At 63.6% G+C, this 19,385-nt stretch carries 17 protein-coding genes and 1 tRNA gene; 11 read left to right on the top strand and 7 right to left on the bottom strand.

Going from position 1 to position 19,385, the window contains the following annotated elements; translation table 11 throughout:
- Position 1 precedes the first annotated feature (1 nt).
- Complete coding sequence (locus HNP49_RS05515) at positions 2 to 1,597, bottom strand: FAD-binding oxidoreductase (RefSeq protein WP_184681351.1); 1,596 nt, start codon at positions 1,595 to 1,597, stop codon at positions 2 to 4.
- Positions 1,598 to 1,717: 120 nt separating this feature from the next.
- On the opposite strand from HNP49_RS05515, the gene HNP49_RS05520 reads away from it, so the two are divergent.
- On the top strand, positions 1,718 to 2,746 hold the full coding sequence (locus HNP49_RS05520) for an AraC family transcriptional regulator (protein ID WP_184681352.1): 1,029 nt from the start codon (positions 1,718 to 1,720) through the stop codon (positions 2,744 to 2,746).
- 18 nt (positions 2,747 to 2,764) lie between these two features.
- On the opposite strand, the gene glp is transcribed toward HNP49_RS05520, so the two are convergent.
- On the bottom strand, positions 2,765 to 3,961 hold the full coding sequence (glp, locus tag HNP49_RS05525) for a gephyrin-like molybdotransferase Glp (protein ID WP_184681354.1): 1,197 nt from the start codon (positions 3,959 to 3,961) through the stop codon (positions 2,765 to 2,767).
- Entirely contained in the window at positions 3,958 to 4,497 is a 540-nt protein-coding gene (gene moaB / locus HNP49_RS05530) for a molybdenum cofactor biosynthesis protein B (protein WP_184681356.1), read from the bottom strand. Before moaB ends, glp begins: the two co-directional genes overlap by 4 nt.
- Before the next feature lie 75 nt (positions 4,498 to 4,572).
- On the opposite strand from moaB, the gene mobA reads away from it, so the two are divergent.
- Positions 4,573 to 5,157, top strand: coding sequence for a molybdenum cofactor guanylyltransferase MobA (gene mobA, locus HNP49_RS05535; protein ID WP_184681358.1), 585 nt, complete (start codon positions 4,573 to 4,575; stop codon positions 5,155 to 5,157).
- A 68-nt stretch (positions 5,158 to 5,225) separates the two neighbouring features.
- Positions 5,226 to 5,302: transfer RNA gene (locus HNP49_RS05540), tRNA-Pro, on the top strand.
- Between the two features lie 267 nt (positions 5,303 to 5,569).
- Here the strand turns inward: HNP49_RS05540 and HNP49_RS05545 are convergent.
- Positions 5,570 to 5,806 (bottom strand): glutaredoxin family protein, encoded by a 237-nt coding sequence (locus tag HNP49_RS05545; RefSeq protein ID WP_184682495.1) that lies wholly within the window; start codon positions 5,804 to 5,806, stop codon positions 5,570 to 5,572.
- A 36-nt stretch (positions 5,807 to 5,842) separates the two neighbouring features.
- Positions 5,843 to 7,009, bottom strand: coding sequence for a DUF5610 domain-containing protein (locus tag HNP49_RS05550; RefSeq protein WP_184681360.1), 1,167 nt, complete (start codon positions 7,007 to 7,009; stop codon positions 5,843 to 5,845).
- A gap of 184 nt (positions 7,010 to 7,193) precedes the next feature.
- Here HNP49_RS05550 and HNP49_RS05555 point away from each other — a divergent pair, with 184 nt between their 5' ends.
- Complete coding sequence (locus tag HNP49_RS05555; RefSeq protein WP_184681362.1) at positions 7,194 to 9,152, top strand: monovalent cation:proton antiporter family protein; 1,959 nt, start codon at positions 7,194 to 7,196, stop codon at positions 9,150 to 9,152.
- On the opposite strand, the gene HNP49_RS05560 is transcribed toward HNP49_RS05555, so the two are convergent.
- Positions 9,131 to 9,703, bottom strand: a complete 573-nt coding sequence (locus tag HNP49_RS05560; RefSeq protein ID WP_184681364.1) for a TetR/AcrR family transcriptional regulator — start codon at positions 9,701 to 9,703, stop codon at positions 9,131 to 9,133. The genes HNP49_RS05555 and HNP49_RS05560 overlap by 22 nt on opposite strands.
- Before the next feature lie 96 nt (positions 9,704 to 9,799).
- On the opposite strand from HNP49_RS05560, the gene HNP49_RS05565 reads away from it, so the two are divergent.
- From HNP49_RS05565 to HNP49_RS05590, 6 genes are all read left to right on the top strand, one after another.
- Positions 9,800 to 10,693 carry an MBL fold metallo-hydrolase gene (locus HNP49_RS05565; protein WP_184681366.1) on the top strand — a complete coding sequence of 298 codons (894 nt, stop codon included), beginning with the start codon at positions 9,800 to 9,802 and terminating at the stop codon, positions 10,691 to 10,693.
- A gap of 105 nt (positions 10,694 to 10,798) precedes the next feature.
- On the top strand, positions 10,799 to 12,118 hold the full coding sequence (locus HNP49_RS05570) for an OprD family porin (protein WP_184681368.1): 1,320 nt from the start codon (positions 10,799 to 10,801) through the stop codon (positions 12,116 to 12,118).
- Between the two features lie 150 nt (positions 12,119 to 12,268).
- Positions 12,269 to 13,003 (top strand): fumarate/nitrate reduction transcriptional regulator Fnr, encoded by a 735-nt coding sequence (gene fnr, locus HNP49_RS05575; protein ID WP_184681370.1) that lies wholly within the window; start codon positions 12,269 to 12,271, stop codon positions 13,001 to 13,003.
- A gap of 17 nt (positions 13,004 to 13,020) precedes the next feature.
- Positions 13,021 to 13,569, top strand: coding sequence for an adenine phosphoribosyltransferase (locus HNP49_RS05580; RefSeq protein ID WP_184681372.1), 549 nt, complete (start codon positions 13,021 to 13,023; stop codon positions 13,567 to 13,569).
- A 194-nt stretch (positions 13,570 to 13,763) separates the two neighbouring features.
- Entirely contained in the window at positions 13,764 to 14,606 is an 843-nt protein-coding gene (locus tag HNP49_RS05585; protein ID WP_184681375.1) for a metal-dependent hydrolase, read from the top strand.
- Positions 14,607 to 14,882: 276 nt separating this feature from the next.
- Positions 14,883 to 16,889, top strand: coding sequence for a U32 family peptidase (locus HNP49_RS05590; protein ID WP_184681377.1), 2,007 nt, complete (start codon positions 14,883 to 14,885; stop codon positions 16,887 to 16,889).
- 144 nt (positions 16,890 to 17,033) lie between these two features.
- On the opposite strand, the gene HNP49_RS05595 is transcribed toward HNP49_RS05590, so the two are convergent.
- Positions 17,034 to 18,563 carry a lytic transglycosylase F gene (locus HNP49_RS05595; RefSeq protein ID WP_221445120.1) on the bottom strand — a complete coding sequence of 510 codons (1,530 nt, stop codon included), beginning with the start codon at positions 18,561 to 18,563 and terminating at the stop codon, positions 17,034 to 17,036.
- A 180-nt stretch (positions 18,564 to 18,743) separates the two neighbouring features.
- On the opposite strand from HNP49_RS05595, the gene HNP49_RS05600 reads away from it, so the two are divergent.
- Positions 18,744 to 19,340 (top strand): lysozyme inhibitor LprI family protein, encoded by a 597-nt coding sequence (locus tag HNP49_RS05600; protein ID WP_184681381.1) that lies wholly within the window; start codon positions 18,744 to 18,746, stop codon positions 19,338 to 19,340.
- Positions 19,341 to 19,385 lie beyond the last annotated feature (45 nt).

The following is a 19,385-nucleotide window of genomic DNA, read 5'->3' on the forward strand; positions in this document are numbered from 1 at the left end:
CTCAGTCTTCCAACAGCACGCCGGGCGCCAGGCGCTGATCCGGGTCGAAATGACGCGACAGGGCCTTGAGTGCCGCTATGCCCTGCTCGCCTTTTTCCACCGGCAGATAGGGCGCGTGGTCGCGACCAACACCGTGCTGATGGCTGATGGTGCCGCGGTTGTTGACGATGGCCAGGCTGGCCGCGTGCTTGAGCTTGCTCCAGCGTGCCAGGGTTTGCGCATAGCTGGCAGCCGGGCGGAACACATAGCTGGTGTAGATGCTCGAACCCTCGCCGTAGACATGCGACAGGTGGGTGAACACATGCACCTGCTCGCCCTCGGCGCTCAGCGCGTTGCGCAGGCTGTCCTCGACCTGATTGAGCAGGTGATCAACATTGGCCCAGTCGGTGGCGGTCTCCAGGGTATCCACTGCGTAGCCGGCCTCCCACAGGCCATGACGCAGGTAAGGAAAACGGAAGCGGTTCTCCGCCCATTTCTTGCCCAGCAGGGTGCCGGTAAATACGCCGCCGAAGCCCTTGAGCAGCCGCTTGGCCTGTTTGATCGACAGTGCATTCTGCTGGCGATTGCCGGTCACCCCAAAGGTCAGCATGCACTTGCCGGCACGGGCGCCGCGAAAGGCCAGATACTTCTCCAGCAGGGCGATCTGTTCAGGATGTCCCGCCAGCGCCAGCTGGGTTTCAGTCTCGATGGCATTGGATAGGCGCAGCATCGACAGCGGCACCCGTGCCTGCACCAGGCTGCGGATAGCCGCTAGCGCCTGCGACCAGCTGGGCAGAAAGACGGCGTAGAACTTCTCTTCCTCGGCCAGGCGGGTGATGCGCACCTTGACCTCGGAAATGATGCCGAAACGCCCTTCGCTGCCGAGAATCATCTCGCGCAGATCGGGGCCGGCCGCCGATGCCGGAAAGGTCGGAATCTCCAGGGTGCCGGCGAAGGTCTCGATCTTGCCGCCGGCGAACAGCTGCTCGATACGCCCGTAGCGCAGCGACTGCTGGCCACTGGAACGGCTGGCCACCCAGCCGCCCAGGGTCGACAGTTCCCAGGACTGCGGAAAATGCCCCAGGGTGTAACCCTTGGCGCGCAGCTGCGCTTCCACCTGCGGACCATTGGCACCGGGACCGAAGGTGGCGATCAGGCTTTGCTCGTCGATTTCCAGCAACTGGCTCATGCGCGCAAGCGACAGGGTCAGCACCGGACGCAGTCCATCGCGAGGGTTGATATGGCCGGCCACCGAGGTGCCGCCACCATAGGGAATCACGACCACATCATGCTGCTGCGCCCAGACCAGCAGCTCGCGGATCTGCGCTGCGGTTTCCGGCAGGGCCACGCCGTCGGGGAACACGCCAAACTCGCCGGAACGCATGGCCAGCCAGTCCGGCAGGCTCTGCCCACGGGCATGGCGCACGCGCACCTCAGCCTCGACCGATACCAGCGGATGCGCAGGCAGACGCGAAGCCAGCACCTTGGCCAGCACCTGTTCCAGGCTGGCATCGACCAGTACCTGGCCGGCACCGATGCGGGATTCAAGAAAACCCTGGCCATGGGCCGGCAGCTCCACCACGGTTGCCTCGTCGCCCCATCCGTTCCAACGTCGCATGCTTGATTCCGCCTATTCCGGTCACCAGTAATGGCTGCCTATACTAGCCGGCCGCGGTCTGCCGTCACTGTCGAATCGGGACAGCCGCTGTCGCCAATCAAGACACCCAGAACAACAAGAATGACCACCTCACTCGGCTACACCTCGGTTCCCGCATTGCTCAAGTACATCCGCCAGGGTGAAGCCCTGGGCCTGGATATCGACGCTGCGCTGCAGGCGGCCGGCATCAGCCAGTCCCTGCTGGCCGACAACAGCCAGCGCATCCCCAGCGAAGTGCATGAGCGGCTGATCGCCCACTTCATCGAGGTCTCCGGTGACCCGCTGTTCGGCCTGCACGCGGCGCGCTACGTCCAGCCCGGTTCCTGGAGCGTGCTCGGCTACATCACCATGAACTGCGCCAACCTGGGCGAAGCCATGAGCCGCATCGCGCCCTACGAGAAACTGGTGGGCGACATGGGCGTTAGTTCCATCGAAGCGCTGGCCGACCATGTCCGCCTGATCTGGACCTGCCGCCACGAAAAACCGCTGATCCGCCGGCACATGGTGGAGAACGTGCTGGCATCCTGGCTGCTCTACGCACGCTGGATTGCCGACATGGACCGCTCGCCCCAGGCGGTCTGGTTCGAGCATGCGCAGCCGGCTGACACCTCGCTTGCCGAATACGAGACGGTGTTCGGCTGTCCCGTGCTGTTTGAACAGCCCTGCAGCGCACTGCTGGTGCCGCTGGCCTACCTTGCCGTGCCGCTGCGCCAGGCCGACGCCAACCTGCTGCGCACCCTGGAAGAACACGCCCTGACTCTGATGGCCGGTCTCGATCAGGACGAGCCGCTTCCCGTGCGGGTGAAGAACGCGCTGCGCCTGCTGCTCAAGGACGGTTTGCCACGCAAGGAGCGGGTGGCAGAAAAGTTCAACATGACGGTGCGCACCCTGCAGCGCCACCTGCAGCTGGCTGGCACCAGCTACCAGGAAATTCTCGACGCCCTGCGCCAGGAACTGGCCGAGCACTACCTGCTGCGCAGCGACTTGCCGATCCAGGACATCGCCAGCTACCTGGGCTTTACCGAGTCCCGCTCGTTCCATCGCAGCTTCAAGGGCTGGACCGGCATGACGCCCGGCGAATACCGCCAGCGCCATGCCGATAACGCCTGACGGGCTATTGCAAAGAACTCAGCCCAGCAGCTCGCTGAACGGGATAAAGCGCAGGCTGTCGCCCTCGGCCAGGGTCGTGTGCTCCAGCACCTCGACCAGGCCATCCGCCCAACTGGCACTGCGCAGCACACCGGAACTCTGATTTGGATACAGCACCGCCCGCCCCTGTTCCAGCCGTGCCCGCAGGTATTCACGGCGACTGCCGGGCTTGTTCCAGGCGAAGGCCGCCGGCACGGCAAAGCCCAGCGGTGCCACCTCGGCCACACCCAGGCGCCGCAGCAGGTAGGGCCGCGCCAGCAGGCCGAAGGTGACCAGCGTGGAAGCTGGATTGCCGGGCAGGCCGATCACCGGAACGCCCTGATACTGCCCGCAGGTCAGGGGTTTGCCGGGTTTGATCGCCAGTTTCCACAAGGCCAGTTCACCGCCTTCGCGCAGCACCTGGCCGAGAAAATCGGCCTCGCCCACCGACACCCCGCCGGTCGACAGGATCAGGTCCACATCGTCCAGCTCGGCCAGAGCAGCGCGGGTCCTGCCCAGATCATCGGGCAGAATGCCGGCATCCAGTGCGTCGCAGCCCAGCCGTTGCAGCCAGGCCAGCAAGAGGCTGCGGTTGCTGTTGTAGATCTGCCCAGGACCGAGCGCCTGCCCCGGCGCGACCAGCTCATCACCTGTGGACAGTACCGCCACCCGTGGTCGCCGGCGCACTGGCAGCTCGGCAAGACCCAGTGAAGCGGCCAGGCCCAGCTCGATCGGCGTCAGTCGTGTGCCGGACGCCAGCACGTCCTCGCCGACGCGGGTTTCCTGGCCCTGCGGGCGAATGTTCTGGCGCGCCCTGAGCGGCTGCAGGAAGCGCACCCGCCCGTCACTCAGCACCTCGCAGTTCTCCTGCATTTCCACGCAGTCGGCACCGGCCGGCACAGGGGCTCCGGTGAAAATGCGCGCACAGCTGCCGGACTGCAAAGCGGCGGGGGCTTGTCCTGCAAAAATCTGCTGGCTGACCGCCAGCGGCTCACCCTGCCAGTCGGCCAGATTCAGCGCATAACCATCCATGGCGCTGTTGTCCCAGGGCGGCAGGTCCAGCCCGGCCACCAGCGCTTCGGCCAGCACCCGGCCATCGGCGTCCGCCAATGCCACCTGCTCGACACCCTCGATCGGCGCAGCCCCGGCCTGCCGCAGCAGGCGCTCCAGCGCCGCCTCGACGCTGAGCAGACTCATCCACGGCTCTCGCAGGCGGCCACGGCCTTGAGGTGCGGCACGAAGTTGCACGGCCGGTGCCGGGCATCCAGCTGCTCGCCGAGAATGCCGTCCCAGGCTGTGCGGCAGGCATTGGTCGAGCCCGGCAGGCAGCACACCAGGGTGCCATTGGCCAGACCGGCCAGCGCACGGGACTGAATGGTGGAGGTGCCAATGTCGGCCACGGAAATCTGCCGGAACAGCTCGCCAAAGCCATCGACCTGTTTGTCCAGCAGGCAGCGCACCGCCTCCGGCGTGCTGTCGCGGCCAGTGAAGCCGGTGCCGCCGGTGATGATCACCACCTGCACGCTGTCCTCGGCGATCCACTGCGCCACCTGGGCGCGAATGCGGTACAGATCGTCCTTGAGCAGCACCCGCGCCGCTAACTGATGCCCAGCCGCCTGCAGGCGATCAACCAGCAGCTGGCCGGAGGTGTCGGTATCCAGGTTGCGGGTATCGCTGACGGTCAACACGGCAATGGCAAGCGGAACAAATGCGGTTTCAGCCTTGTGGCTCATGGCAGGCTTCCTGTTGTGGGAGTGACGTGGCCGGTGTTATATCACAGCCCCGCACAGCCCTTGGCAGAGCCTTGCATGCCTGATTCCCCAGTATTTCCCTGCTCGATCCTGCTGCTGGCCGGCGGCCGTGGCCAGCGCGTCGGCGGTGAGGACAAAGGCCTGCTCGACTGGCACGGCCAACCGCTGATCAGCTGGCTACAGCAGACCGTGCGTGGCCTGACCGATGACCTGATCATCTCCTGCAACCGCAATCAGGATCGCTACGCGGCGTTCGCCGACCAGTTGGTCGGCGATGGCAACCAGGATTTCGCCGGGCCGCTGGCCGGCATTCGCGCCGGCCTTGCCGTCGCCCGACATGAGCAGCTGCTGGTCCTGCCCTGCGATGCCCCGTTGGTCGACCTGGCGCTGCTTGAGGCCTTGCTGGCAAAGGCCGGTACGCAGCCGGTAGCGGTGCGCCGCAATGGTTTCTGGGAGCCGCTGTTCAGCGTCTGGCCCACCGCCATGGCGCCCGCCCTTGAAACAGCCTGGGACGCCGGCGAGCGCAGCCCGCAACGACTGCTGAGAGGCCTGGAGCCTGTAGCCGTCGACTGCCCGACAGACGATCCGCGGCTGGCCAATCTCAACACCCCGCAATTGCTGGCGGCGGCGCGACAGCACTAGAAGCGCGCAAAAACTTTCCGCTAACCCCTTGTGCACCAAAACTTTTTCGGTAAAATGCGCGCCAACAACGGAGCGTAGCGCAGCTTGGTAGCGCGTCTCGTTCGGGACGAGAAGGTCGCAGGTTCGAATCCTGTCGCTCCGACCAAAATCCCGAAAAACCGGCCTAAATGGCCGGTTTTTTATTGCCTGCGCAAAAGTGCCCTGCGCGACCGTAGAACCCGTTTACGATCTTGCGAGCTAGAGCGAGACAAGGCAGAAACAGCCGAAGAAGTGCAGTTTACGAGTGGCAAATGAGCATGACTCGCTACGCTCGCCCCTTCGGGGCCGCACTAAAGTGCGTTGGCCACAAGCGGCCTGCTGAGGCTGTTTTTAACGCCGTATCGCCGACGCGCAGCAGATCGTAAACAGGTTCTCAGCGTAGGAAGCTCACCAACTGCTCGGCCTCGAACGGCCAGTTGAGTTCCGCGCCGCTGTCCATACGACGCAGCACCGGAATGCGCAGGCCATAGGCCTCGACCCAGCTCTCCTGCTCGGCGATATCGATCAACTCGACCAGCAGACCGCGCTCGACAAAAGGCATCAGCAACGCCTCGGCCACCTCACACAGATGACAGCCAAGGGTGCCGAACAATTGGCATTCGGGAAACATCATGCGCACCTCGCAGAAGATCAGGTGCGCAGTTTATCAGGCTGCCTGCGGCTGTGACGCCAGGCCGGATTGCGCCCCTTGCTGCAGCGCGGCAAAGCCATCGAGCAGGCTACGGTTGAGCCAGCCGGCCTTTTCCAGCTGCGCATCATTGAGGCGCGGATCGAGGGCAAAGCCGCCGTCGAGCAGTTGCTCCAGCAGACCACGGCCCTGCTCGGCCAGCTCATTGACCTGATTCAGCGCCTCCAGCAGGCCGCGGGCATAGTCGCCCAGCGCCGCATTGCCGGCACTGGCCGGTTGCGCCGAGTTGCCCGCCACGGCGGCATAGGCATCGGTGGCCTGACGCACGCGAGTCTGGGTCAGCTGCAGGGACATCGACGCCAACTGCTCGCCATCCATCTGCAGACTCATGGCGCGGTCGAAGGCGCCGACCATGTCGCCACTGTAGAAGCTGCCGGAAAGCCCCTCGACCTGCTTGAGCAGATCGCTCAGCGCGGTCATTTCCTCCTGATCCAGTTCACCCTCGACGCTGATCTGGAAGGCCCCGATCTGCACGCTGGAGGACCGCTGGTAGGCCAGCACGCCACTGTTCTGGCCATCGCTGGCGGCGAGCATGCCCTGCTCGCTGTAGCTTGCCGAAGCCTGGGCCACGGAGATGCGCAGGCGGTCGCCATCGCGGGTGGTCACAGCCAGGTCGAAGGTCTCGGCCACGGCGGCAAAACGTTCACGGTAACTGGCCAGCGCCAGGCTGGCCGGCTGCGACGCCAACTCCGGAGCCACCTCGGGCGCCGTGCTGGGCGCCAGTTCGTTCAGGCCCTGCTGAATACGCTGGTAGGTATCGTCGAGATCGCTGGCAACCTGCCCCTGCAGCAGCCCCATGCCATCGAGAATCTTGCGCGCCTCGGCAAAGCCCTGCTCAACACCCTGACGCGCCTGAGCCAACAGGCCCTGCAGCTTTTGCGGATCGGCGCCCGCCGCTGCTTCAGTGCTCAGTCGCTGCTCGATAAAACCGAGTACACGGTCGGCCACCTTGGCCGGCGTGTAATCGCCGACATTGCCCTTCAACGCTTCCGGCTTCAGCCCCAAGCGCTCAGCCAGGCGATTGGCCAGCACGCCCTGCTGATCGACATTCTGGCGCCGGGCCTGCGCGGCATCGAAGGTGGTCGGGCGTTGTGCGGCAAAGGGCAAGGCGGCAAGGCTGTTCATGGCGGTGTACCGGAACGGGGTATCTGTCCGTTTGGCGGCCTTTGGCCGGAAAACTTGAGGCACTCATCACGGCATCCGACAGACGGCCGCTGCCTGCCCTTGATGCAGATCAGGACCCATGGCCGACAGGCTGGACGCCTGCCGGCAAGCCCGGCATGCTGCTGAAAGCTAAGGAGATTTCCCCTTGTTCAATAATCTGCTGATCCTTCTGGCCGCCTCGCTGGTGGTGATTGCCCTGTTCCGCCGCATCAACCTGCCGCCGGTGCTGGGCTACCTGTGCGTCGGACTGATCAGCGGCCCGGCAGCGTTCGGCTGGATCGACAAGCTCGGCCACGACGCCAACCTGCTCGGCGAGATGGGCGTGGTGTTCCTGCTCTTCAGCCTGGGCCTGGAGTTCTCCCTGCCGCGCATGCTAGCGCTGCGCAAAACCGTATTCGGCCTCGGCAGCCTGCAGGTGATTGCCTGCAGCCTGCCGCTGGCGGGGCTGTTCTATGCCCTTGGGGTGCCCCCCAGCACGGCCTTTCTGCTGGGTGCCGGCCTGTCGCTGTCCTCCACCGCCATCGTCAGCAAGGAGCTGACCAGCCTCGGCGAAATTTTCAGCCCCCACGGCCAGAACGCCATCGGCGTCCTGCTGTTCCAGGATCTGGTCGCCGTATTCCTGCTGACCCTGGTACCGGTGTTCGCCGGCCAGGGCGACAGCCAGTGGCAGATCGAACTGCCGCTAACTCTGGGCAAAGCCGTGCTGCTGTTCGTCGGCCTGATGGTGGTCAGCCGCTGGCTGTTGCCGCCGCTGTTCCATGAAGTGGCCAGCGCCCGTTCGCCGGAACTGTTCGTCATGCTGGCGCTGGTCATTGTGCTGCTGACGGCCTGGCTGACCCATCTGCTCGGCCTGTCCATGGCCCTCGGCGCTTTCCTCGCCGGCATGCTGCTGGGCGAGAGCCACTACCGCCACCAGATCGAGGCAGATATCCGGCCCTTCCGCGACATTCTCCTGGGCCTGTTCTTCGTCAGTGTCGGCATGCTGATCGATCTGTCGCTGTTCTTCAGCGAGGGACCGAAGATTCTCGCCCTGACCCTGCTGCTGCTGGGCAGCAAGGGACTGATCGTGGCGCTGCTGGTCAAATGGCGCGGCGCCAGCACGGAAACCGCCTGGCGTTCCGGCCTGGCACTGGCCCAGGGCGGCGAATTCTTCTTCGCCCTGCTGGCCCAGTTGCAGAACCTGGGCGCGGTGCACAACAGCGCAGCCAATGTGCTGGTGGCCTCGACCTTCTGTTCCATGGCCGTCACCCCGCTGCTGCTACGTGCCGCGCCGCGGTTGGCGGCGCGCTGGCACCGCCGGGGCAAGGGCCATTCGCCGCTGGAGGAAATCCAGACCAGCAGCGCAGAACTCAGCGGGCATGTACTGATCTGCGGCTACGGCCGCGTCGGCCAGTCGATTGGCCGCTTCCTGCGGCGCGAGCAGATTCCCTTCATTGCCCTGGATGATGACCCGGTACGGGTGCAGGAAGCCTCGGCCGGCGAGGAGAAGGTTCACTACGGCGACTCGAGGCGCAGCGATCTGCTGCAGGCGATGAACATCGCCAAGGCGCGCCTGCTGGTGGTGGCGGTGGACGACATCGGCGCGACCCGGCGCATCGTCGAGCAGGCCCGTGTGCTGCGCGCCGACATCCCGATTCTGGTGCGCACCCGCGACGACAGTAGCCTGGCCGAGCTGCAGAGCCTGGGCGCCAGCGAGGTGGTGCCGGAAATTCTCGAATCCAGTCTGATGCTCGCCGCGCACACGCTGACCATGCTCGGCGTGCCGCGTCATCGGGTGCAGAAGCACACCGACGAGGTACGGCATAACCGTTATCGCCTGCTGCAGGGCTTCTACCACGGCGGCCAGGTCGACCTGCTGGATGCCCACGGCAGACCACGACGTCTGCTGCATGCCGTCACCCTCAGCGCTCAAGCCCATGCCTGCGGCAAACCGCTGGACGACCTGTCACTGGCAGCGCTGGAAGTGGAACTGCAGGGCGTAAGGCGTGATGGCCAGGATCTGTCTCTGGAGCACCTGACGTTGCAGGAAGGCGACACGCTGCTGCTCAGCGGCACACTCGGCGCCGTGGAAGCAGCAGAAAGCTACCTGCTCGGCGGCAGCTGAACCCCGGCGGCGACCAGCAGCACGCTGGCCGCCGCAGCGGCCTGACGCCCCTGCTCGGCCGGTCCCTGCACATGGGCCAGACTCAGCGCGCCCTCAAACAACAGCAGCAACTGCTGGGCCAGCAGCGCCGGCTGCGCCACGCCCAGCTGCACCAGCGCACCATTGAACAGCTCGGCCAGCAGCACTTTGTGCCGCCGCGCCTGCTGGTGCAGCGGGTGTTCGGCCTGCTGGAATTCCGCCGCCGCATGGCTGAAGGGACAACCGCAGAAGTCCGCCGCCGCGATCCACTGCTGCAGCCCTTCGAAACAGGCCTGTAGAGCTTGCGCCGGCGGCTGCGCGAACACGGCCTGCAGCAGAGTCGCCAGCTGTTCGTGACGTCGCTGCAGTGCCGCCAGCATCAGCTCGTCCTTGGAGGCAAAGTGCTTGTACAGAGTCATCTTGGCCACCCCGGACTCGGCCAGAATGCGCTCGATGCCAGTGGCGTGATAACCCTCGCGATAAAACAGCTGCAAGGCCGTATCCAGCAGTTGCTCGCGCTTGCTTGTGGCCATCATCCCCTCCTCGATCGAAACGCCGGTCATCGGCCAGCGCCTTGAACTATACAGACTGGTCTGTCTATTATCCAGGCATCCACAAGGAGACGGATCATGAACCGCGCCAAACGCCACCGCAGCAACACCCGCCTGAGCATCCTGCTCGCCCTTGCCCTGGCGCTACCCAGTGCCCACAGCCTGGCTGCGGGATTGCGTTTCAGCCTGGTCAGGACCGCCGAGACCGAGACCCTCGATGCCTTCACCGTAGAAGGTGGCCAGTGGACCGAAAAGGCCATTGCCAACCATGTCGCCGTGCTGGTCGAACACCATGCCGCCACCCTGCTGATCGATACCAGCCTGGGCCGCCAGGTAGACAGCCAGTTCAACAGTGAAATGCCCTGGTGGGACAAGCCCCTGCTGCAGTACGGCAAGGTCGACCCGGTGCGTGACCAGCTCGAACGCGCCGGCCTTCGCCTGGACCGCATTCTGCTGACCCACAGCCACTGGGATCATGCCTCGGGCCTGCCCGACTTTGCCGAAGTGCCAGTGTGGGCGCCCTACGCCGAGATCGAGTTCAGCCAGATCGCCACGCCGCCGGCGGTACTGCCCAGCCAGTTCCGCCACAAGCCACGCTGGCGCCCGGTGGTATACGAACCGACCCCTTTCCTGGGGTTCGAAGAGAGCCTGGATCTGTTCGGCGATAGCGCTGTGGTGCTGGTGCCCATGCCCGGTCATACCCCGGGCGGCATGGGTGTATTCCTGACCCTCGAAGACGGCCGGCGCTTCTTCTTCACTGGTGATACCAGCTGGCGCCTGGAGGGCTTCACCGGACCGAAGGAAAAGTTCTGGATCAGCCGCGCCATGGTCGACAACGACCCGGCACAAACCACCGCGCAGCTGCGCAAGGTCCATGAGCTGATGGCCGCAGAACCCGAGCTGCGGGTGATCCCGGCTCACGATGAACGGGTCCAGCGCACTCTGGGCTACTTCCCACACTGGATCGAGTAACTCGACCAAGGTCTAAAGGCTGTAATTGTTTCGTCATGTTGTAGTCCGCGGGCAGCATCAACTGCGGCTCTGCCGCCTCACCTGCCCGCGTGGAGACAACAACAAATGATCCCAACCCCACTCGCCCGTGCCGTAGCTTTTGCCACCGCCAGCACCTGCCTGACCCTGCCGACACTTGCTCAGGCCGAGTTCATCAAGGACAGCAAGGCCAGCCTGGAGCTGCGCAATTTCTACATGAACCGCGACTTCCGTCAGGACGGCGATCCGACCCTGCCGAAAGTGACCGGCAAGACGCCAACCGAGTACCGCAGCAAGTCCGAGGAGTGGGCCCAGGGCTTCCTGCTGCGCTATGAATCCGGCTTCACCGAAGGCACGGTTGGCGTCGGTGTGGATGCCATCGGCACCCTGGGCGTCAAGCTCGACTCCGGCCGTGGCGAAAGCGGCACCGGCCTGCTGCAGGTCGACCGGGAAACGGGGGAAGCCCAGGACAGCTATGGCGACCTCGGAGCCACGGCCAAGCTGCGTGTGTCGCAGACCGTACTCAAGGCCGGTACCCTGATGCCCAAGCTGCCGGTGGTGATGTCCAACGACTCGCGCCTGCTGCCGCAAAGCTTCCAGGGCGGCCAGATCAACTCGCTGGATATCGCCGGCATGACGATCGACGCCGGTCAGCTAAGCCGGGTCAACCAGCGCGACTCCTCGGACCACGAGGTCATGACCATTACCAACGGCAGCGCCAAGGCCCGCGGCTTTACCGGCTTGCCGGGCACCGGCCTGGGCAGTGACGAGTTCAACTTCGCCGGCGCCAGCTACAAGTGGAACGACCAGCTGACCACCAGCTACCACTACGGCAACCTCGACCAGTACTACAACCAGCACTACCTCAATGCCGTACATGTGCTTCCACTGGCCGACAAGCAAAGCCTGAAGACCGATCTGCGCTATGCCCGCTCCACCGACGACGGCCAGACCAACGTCGACAACACAAACCTCGGCGCCATGTTCACCTACGCACTGGGCTTCCACAGCCTTGGCCTGGGTTACCAGAAAATGAGTGGCGACACCGGCTTTGCCTATATCAACGGCACCGACGCCTTCCTCACCAACTTCGTGCAGATCGGCGATTTCGCCTTCAAGGACGAGAAGTCCTGGCAGGCCCGCTATGACTACAACTTCGCTGGCCTGGGCATTCCCGGCCTGACCTTCATGACCCGCTACGTCAACGGCGACAACATCGATCAGGGTGTAGTCGGTGCCAGCGAAGGCAAGGAGTGGGAACGCAACACCGATATCGCCTACGTGATCCAGGACGGGCCGCTGAAGAATGTCGGCTTCAAGTGGCGCAATGCCACCGTACGTTCGAATTTCGGCAATGATCTGGACGAGAACCGTTTCATCGTCAGCTACATCCTGCCGCTCTGGTAAGCGACCTTTGGCCGCAGGCCTCCACGCCAGGCCTGCGGCCAAGCCGGCAACAAGCTGAACGAACGGTCAAATGCGACCATGGACGACTGGCACACAACAACACGGCTACGGTAACCTTGCCGAAGTTGACTTGGATCAAGGAACTCGACCATGCCGGAAAGCATCAAGGCTCGCTCACACAACCACGCGCACTGCAAGGACTGCAGCCTGGCTCCGCTGTGCCTGCCCATCTCTCTGGAAATGCAGGACATGGACGCCCTCGACGAGATCGTCAAGCGTGGCCGCCCGCTGAAGAAGGGCGAGTTCCTGTTCCGCCAGGGTGAAACCTTCAATTCGGTGTTCGCCGTGCGTGCCGGCGCGCTCAAGACCTTCAGCGTCACCGACGGTGGCGAAGAACAGATCACCGGTTTCCACCTGCCCAGCGAGCTGGTCGGCCTGTCCGGCATGGACACTGACCACTACCCGGTGTCGGCCATGGCCCTGGAAACTACCTCGGTGTGCGAGATCCCCTTCGATCGTCTGGAAGAACTCTCCGCCCAGTTGCCGCAACTGCGCCGTCAACTGATGCGCATCATGAGCCGCGAGATCCGCGAAGATCAGCAGATGATGCTGCTGCTGTCGAAGAAGACCGCCGACGAGCGCATCGCCACCTTTCTGGTCAACCTGTCGGCACGCTTCCGTGCCCGCGGCTTCTCGGCCAACCAGTTCCGCCTGTCGATGTCGCGCAACGAGATCGGCAACTACCTCGGCCTTGCCGTGGAAACCGTCTCCCGCGTCTTCACCCGCTTCCAGCAGAACGGCCTGCTCGAAGCCGAAGGCAAGGAAGTGCACATCCTCGACCCGATCGAGCTGTGCGCCCTGGCAGGTGGCAACGCCGAGCATTGAGCGGGAGGCTGGCACCGATGATTTTCGACGAATGTGACATCAAGTCGCTGATCCGGCCGGTGCCGGACTTCCCCAAGCCGGGCGTAGTGTTTCGCGACATCACCCCCCTGTTCCAGTCGCCCCGCGCCTTGCGCATGGTCGCGGACAGTTTCATCCAGCGCTATGTGGAAGCCGACTTCAGCCATGTTGGCGCCATGGATGCGCGCGGCTTCATCATCGGCTCGATCATCGCCTACGAACTCAACCGCCCGCTGGTGCTGTTCCGCAAGCAGGGCAAGCTGCCGGCAGACGTGATTGGCGAGGCCTACCAGACCGAGTACGGCCAGGCCCTGCTGGAAGTGCATGCCGACAGCCTGTGCGACGGCGACAAGGTACTGATCTTCGATGACCTGATCGCCACCGGCGGCACCCTGCTCGCCGCCGCCCGCCTGGTACGCCGTCTGGGTGCCCAGGTGTTCGAGGCCGCCGCCATCATCGACCTGCCGGAACTGGGTGGCTCCACCCTGTTGCAGGACGCCGGTATCCCCACCTTCTGCCTGACCGCCTTCGCCCTCGACGAAGCCTGACCCTCGCACCACGCGCCTCGGTAACACCCAGTCGCTCACACAGAGCCCACCGCCCACCCTAAGTTGGCGGCGGACGGTCGCATCTTTTATGACAATTACATCAACCAATGACACAGTCATCCGTGTCTTGGCGAAGTGCCCATACAAGAATGCACCTGCCACGCTGCAGGCTCAGAACAGAGGAGCTCGCCCCCATGACTGCCGAAACCGCCGCCCCGAGCGTACAGATCCGCGCCAACTTCCCGGTGCGCCGCATGGACTTCAGTTTCGCCGACACCGGCAAGTACTGGTGGAGCGGCAACCCGTTCATGACCCAGTTCATGAACAACCTGTCCTCGCTGTTCCCCTACGGCGAGAAGTTCTTCGTCGACAGCGTTCGCGGCGTACGCGAGGAGATCAAGGACCCGCAGCTGCAAAAGGATATTAGCGCCTTCATCGGTCAGGAAGCGATGCACTCCAAGGAGCACGCCACCTACAACGAGTATGCCGAGGCCTACAACATTGACCTGCATACCCTTGAGCTGCGCATCAAGGTGCTGATGGAGTGGGTGACCAAGATCACCACCAAGAAGATGCGCGTGGCCGCCACCTGCGCCCTTGAGCACTTCACCGCGACCATGGCCGAGCAGTTGCTGATCCGCGAAGACATCAACATGCAGATGACCGATCCGCGCATGTACAAGCTGTGGATGTGGCATGCCATCGAAGAGAACGAACACAAATCGGTGGCCTATGACGTCTACCAGGCCATCGGCGGCGGCTACTGGCTGCGCACCAGCACCATGCTGCTGACCACCATCCTGTTCCTCGGTGTGATCGCCTGGTTCCAGGTCGACCTGCTGCGCAAGGACGGCCAACTGTTCAACTGGAAGAGCTGGAAGTACGGCCTGAAAACCCTGTTCGGCCCTCGCAACGGCTACATCACCGGCCTGATCAAGCCTTACCTGCAGTACTACAAGCCTGGATTCCACCCGGCCCAGCAGGACACCCGCACCCTGGAAAAAACCTGGCGCGCCAAGCTCGGCTTCACCAACTAAGCGCTTCGGCTGGCCGCCTCTGCGGCCAGCCTCCCCCTGTGTTCCCGACGCGCTCCCCGGAGCGAACTTCTACCGGCTGGGTCCTTCATCTCTGTGCCAACGCGCAGGGATGCAGGACCCAGCCGGCTTTTTTCCCGCAGCACCGCTCTCATCCCAAGCCACGCCCAGCCCGGACCGACGAGCACCCGCTCAACGACCTGTTTTAGGCGCAGACAGCGCCCGCTTTCACGCTAAAATGCCCGGCTGTTCACCGATCCCCAGCCGAAGCCTGAAACCATGTCCCTGCCCAAGCACCACCTCGAACTGCTCAGCCCTGCACGCGATGCCGCCATCGCCAAGGAAGCCATCCTGCATGGCGCCGATGCCGTGTATATCGGTGGGCCAAGCTTCGGTGCGCGACACAACGCCAGCAACAGTGTGGCGGACATTGCCGGTCTGGTGGAATTTGCCCGCCTGTTCCACGCCAAGGTGTTCGTCACCATCAACACCATTCTGCATGACGACGAAGTGGAACCGGCGCGCCAGCTGATCCACCAGCTCTACGACGCCGGCGTCGATGCGCTGATCGTGCAGGACATGGGCGTGATGGAAATGGACATCCCGCCGATCGAGCTGCATGCCAGCACCCAGTGCGATATCCGCACCCTGGACAAGGCCAAGTTCCTCTCCCAGGCTGGCTTCTCGCAGATCGTCCTGGCCCGCGAGCTGAACCTGGAGCAGATCCGCGCCATCAGCGACAGCGTCGATGTCGCCGTCGAGTTCTTCATCCATGGTGCCCTGTGTGTGGCGTTTTCCGGGCAGTGCAACATCTCCCACGCGCAGACCGGGCGCAGTGCCAATCGCGGCGACTGCTCCCAGGCCTGCCGCCTGCCCTACACCCTCAAGGACGACCAGGGCCGCGTGGTGGCCTATGACAAGCACCTGCTGTCTATGAAGGACAACAACCAGACCGCCAACCTGATCCATCTGGTCGATGCCGGCGTGCGCTCGTTCAAGATCGAGGGCCGCTACAAGGACATGAGCTACGTGAAGAACATCACCGCTCATTACCGCCAGGAACTGGACGCCATCCTCACCCAGCGCCCGGAACTGGCGCGCAGCTCCAGCGGCCGCACCGAGCACTTCTTCACCCCGGACACGGAAAAGACCTTCCACCGCGGCAGCACCGACTACTTCGTCACCGACCGCAAGATCGACATCGGCGCCTTCGAGTCGCCCAAGTTCGTCGGTCTGCCGGTGGGCGAGGTGCTCAAGGTCGGCAAACACGACCTGACCGTGCAGACCAGCGAGAAGCTGAATAACGGCGACGGCCTCAACGTGCTGATCAAGCGTGAGGTGGTGGGTTTCCGCGCCAACACCGTGGAGCAGCTGGCCCAGGTCAAGGAAGAAGGCAGCACGCAGTGGCAGTACCGCGTGGTGCCCAACGAGATGCCGGCCGAGCTTAAACAGCTGCGCCCGCATCAGGTGCTCAACCGCAACCTCGACCACAACTGGCAGCAGGCGCTGCTCAAGACTTCCTCCGAGCGCCGCGTGGCGGTGAGCTGGCAGATCGAATTAGGCGAAGCCGAACTGCGCCTGAGGGTCACCAGCGAGGACGGCAGCACGGCATCGGTCAGCCAGTCCGGCCCGTTCGGCCCGGCCAAGGATGCCGAACAAGCTCGTAGCCAGCTGGCCGACACCCTGAGCAAGCTGGGCACCACTATCTACTACACCGGCGACGTGCAGATCGACGCGCCGCATGCGCTGTTCGTGCCCAACTCGCAGCTCAAGGCCCTGCGCCGCGAGGCCATCGAGGCACTCACCACAGCCCGCGTGGCCTCGCACCCACGCGGCAGCCGCAAGCCGGTCAGCATGCCGCCGCCGGTGTATCCGGAGTCGCACCTGACCTTCCTCGCTAACGTCTACAACGAAAAAGCCCGCGCCTTCTACCAGCGCTTCGGCGTGCAGCTGATCGACGCGGCCTACGAGGCCCACGAGGAAAGCGGCGAAGTACCGGTGATGATCACCAAGCACTGCCTGCGTTTCTCCTTCAACCTCTGCCCCAAGCAGGCCAAGGGCGTTACCGGTGTGCGTACCAAGGTGGCGGACATGCAGCTGATCCACCAGGATGAGGTGCTGACCCTGAAGTTCGACTGCAAGCCCTGCGAGATGCACATCATCGGCAAGATGAAGGGCCACATCCTCCATCAGCCGCAGCCGGGCAGCAACGCCAGCATGGTTGGCTTCATCACCCCGGAAGACCTGGTCAAGACCATCAAGAAAAAGCCCGCCGGCAGCCACTAAGGCCTCTGGCCGGGGTTTTGACCGGCCATCCTTGAACGGATGGCCCCAGTCCGGCGACAGATAGGGTGTTTGAGTGCAGCACGGCATACCCGATTGCCGTGTACCGGCTCTTTCTCGCTTAAGCGTTAGCTGCAGCGCGCCGGTTCAAGGCTTCGGTCGCTGCAAGGCCTCGCGCGCCTCACGCTGCGCCTGCCGGTTTTCCATCATCAGGTGATAGGCGATGTAGTACTTGTAGATATTGCTGACGTAGGTGACTGTTTCCTGGCCGACCTTTTCCGCCGCCACGTATTCGACATTGTGGAACCAGACATTGGGGTCCAGGCCACGCCTGGCCGCTTCCTTGCGCAGCGAAGCGACCCGCGCCGGCCCGGCGTTGTAGCTGGCGAAGGCGAACAGCGCCTTGTCCAACGCGGTCATGGGTTCCTTGTCGTAGTAGTGATCGATCATCCAGCGCATGTACTTGATACCGGCATGGATGTTGACCTCGGTCTGACGGATATCGCCGACCTGCATGTCCTTGCCGGTGGCCGGCATCAGCTGCATCACGCCGATGGCGCCGACGGCACTCTTGGCATTCTGATCGAGCTGCGACTCCTGATAGCCCTGGGCGCCCATCAGCAGCCAGTCGACGTTGTACTGGTCACCGTACTTCTGGAAATACTGGATCAGGTTGAGGAACTTCTGCCGTTCAGCCTCGGAAGCGGCATTCTTCACATAGCGGGTGTTTTTCAGGTAGCGGGTCAGCACCTGATTGCCCAGTGAGGAGCCGATCTTGTTCTGCCTGACGAAATCATCCAGCACCGCCTTGAGCTGCGGGCTGTTCTTACGCAGCGCCCAGGCCACCTGGCCGCCGGAGCGCAGGACGATATCCTCATGGACAGTCAGTGCCGGGAATATCTGCTTCCAGAAGCGCGCCTTGTGATTGTCGACTACCAGCAGGGTAACCAGGCCGGCATTGAGCATCTCCAGCAGGTCCTCGTCTTCAAGCACCTCCGGTGCTTCCTTGATTTGCACCGAAGCCTTCCCTGCGGATTTCAGGCGCTGATTGAGGGCCAGCAGGCTCTGGTAGTAGCTGGATGACTTGCGCACGAAGACCTGCTTGCCTGACAGGTCATCGACGCTGCTGACCGCCGGCGAAGACGGCCCGCTGACCAGCACCTCGCTGACATTGCTCATGCCGGCTTCGGTGAAATCCACCAGCTGCTGGCGTTCCGGCGTGATGGTGAGGTTGGCGGCCACCACATCGCCACGCCCTTCGGCCAGCGCCGGCAGGAGTTGATCGCGGCTGACTGGCACAAACACCACCCGCACCTTGAGGTGCTTGTGCTTGAGCTTGTTCTGCGCGGCCAGCTGCTTGTTCAGCTGTTCCTCGAAGGCCCGGAAGAAATCCACCGCGGAGCCACGCTGAGTGCCCTTGTCCATGAAATAAAAGGTCTTGCTGTTGACCGTCAGCACGCGAATCATCCGGCGCTCGACCATGCCGTCGAGATCACCCTGCCAGGGTTTCTGCACCTCGGCCGGGTCGATGGTGAGCAAGCCTGACTCGACTGGCTCGGTAGCCGGTTCAGCGACAGCCGGTGACTCTGGCGTCTGCTCCATCACCTGTGTCGCTCCCCAGGCCAACGCACCGATCAACAGCACCAGTAAAAAGCTGCGGGGTTTGACGAGATTCACCATCGACTCCAGAGGCATCAGCCAGCGAGGAACACATGCACTGAGGTCGGCATATTAGCTCAGCCATCAGTTTCTTTATTGATCTGCGACCATGCCAGGTTGGCGCAATCACAGTGACGCGCAAGGCATCTTCGGGCAGTCTGCAAAGACATGTTCTTGTCACTCAAGAGGCATTCCTAGATGAGTAAATCCCACCTGCACTTTGCCCTGCTTTGTGCCGCCCTGCTGCCTGGCTTGCCGGTACTGGCCGCCAGCCCTTCCTTCGACTGCAGTAAGGTCGACAAAGGCAGCACCGAGGAACTGGTCTGCCAGAGCCCGGAACTGACCGACCTGGATCTCAAGCTGGCCGATGCCTACAAGGCCGCCAGCAAGAAGGCCGTCAACCAGCACCCGAACCTGCTCAAGGCCGAGCAGCGTGGCTGGATCAAAGGCCGCGATGAGTGCTGGAAGAGTGAGGACAGGAATGCCTGTGTGGCCGACAGTTATCGCCAGCGCACCGCCGAGCTGCAGGCGCGCTATCAGCTGATTGCTGGCAAGGGGCCGGTTCACTACGCATGCGATGGCAGCCCGGCCAAGGAAGTCATCGCCACCTTCTACCCCACCGAACCCAAGACCGTTCTGGTCGAGTTCGGCGACAGCAGCTCGCTGATGTTCCTGCAGCCCTCAGGCAACGGCTCGCAATACCTCGGCCGCAACGAAACGCTGACTGAGGGACAGGACGTCACCACCGTAGTCTGGGGCTACGAAGCCCCCGAGATGAAGTGCGTGCCTCGCTGAACAGACTGGGCATAACGACAGTCGGCGGATGCCTGCGTGATGCAA

The organism is Pseudomonas fluvialis, from assembly GCF_014207935.1.
GTDB lineage: Bacteria > Pseudomonadota > Gammaproteobacteria > Pseudomonadales > Pseudomonadaceae > Aquipseudomonas > Aquipseudomonas fluvialis_A.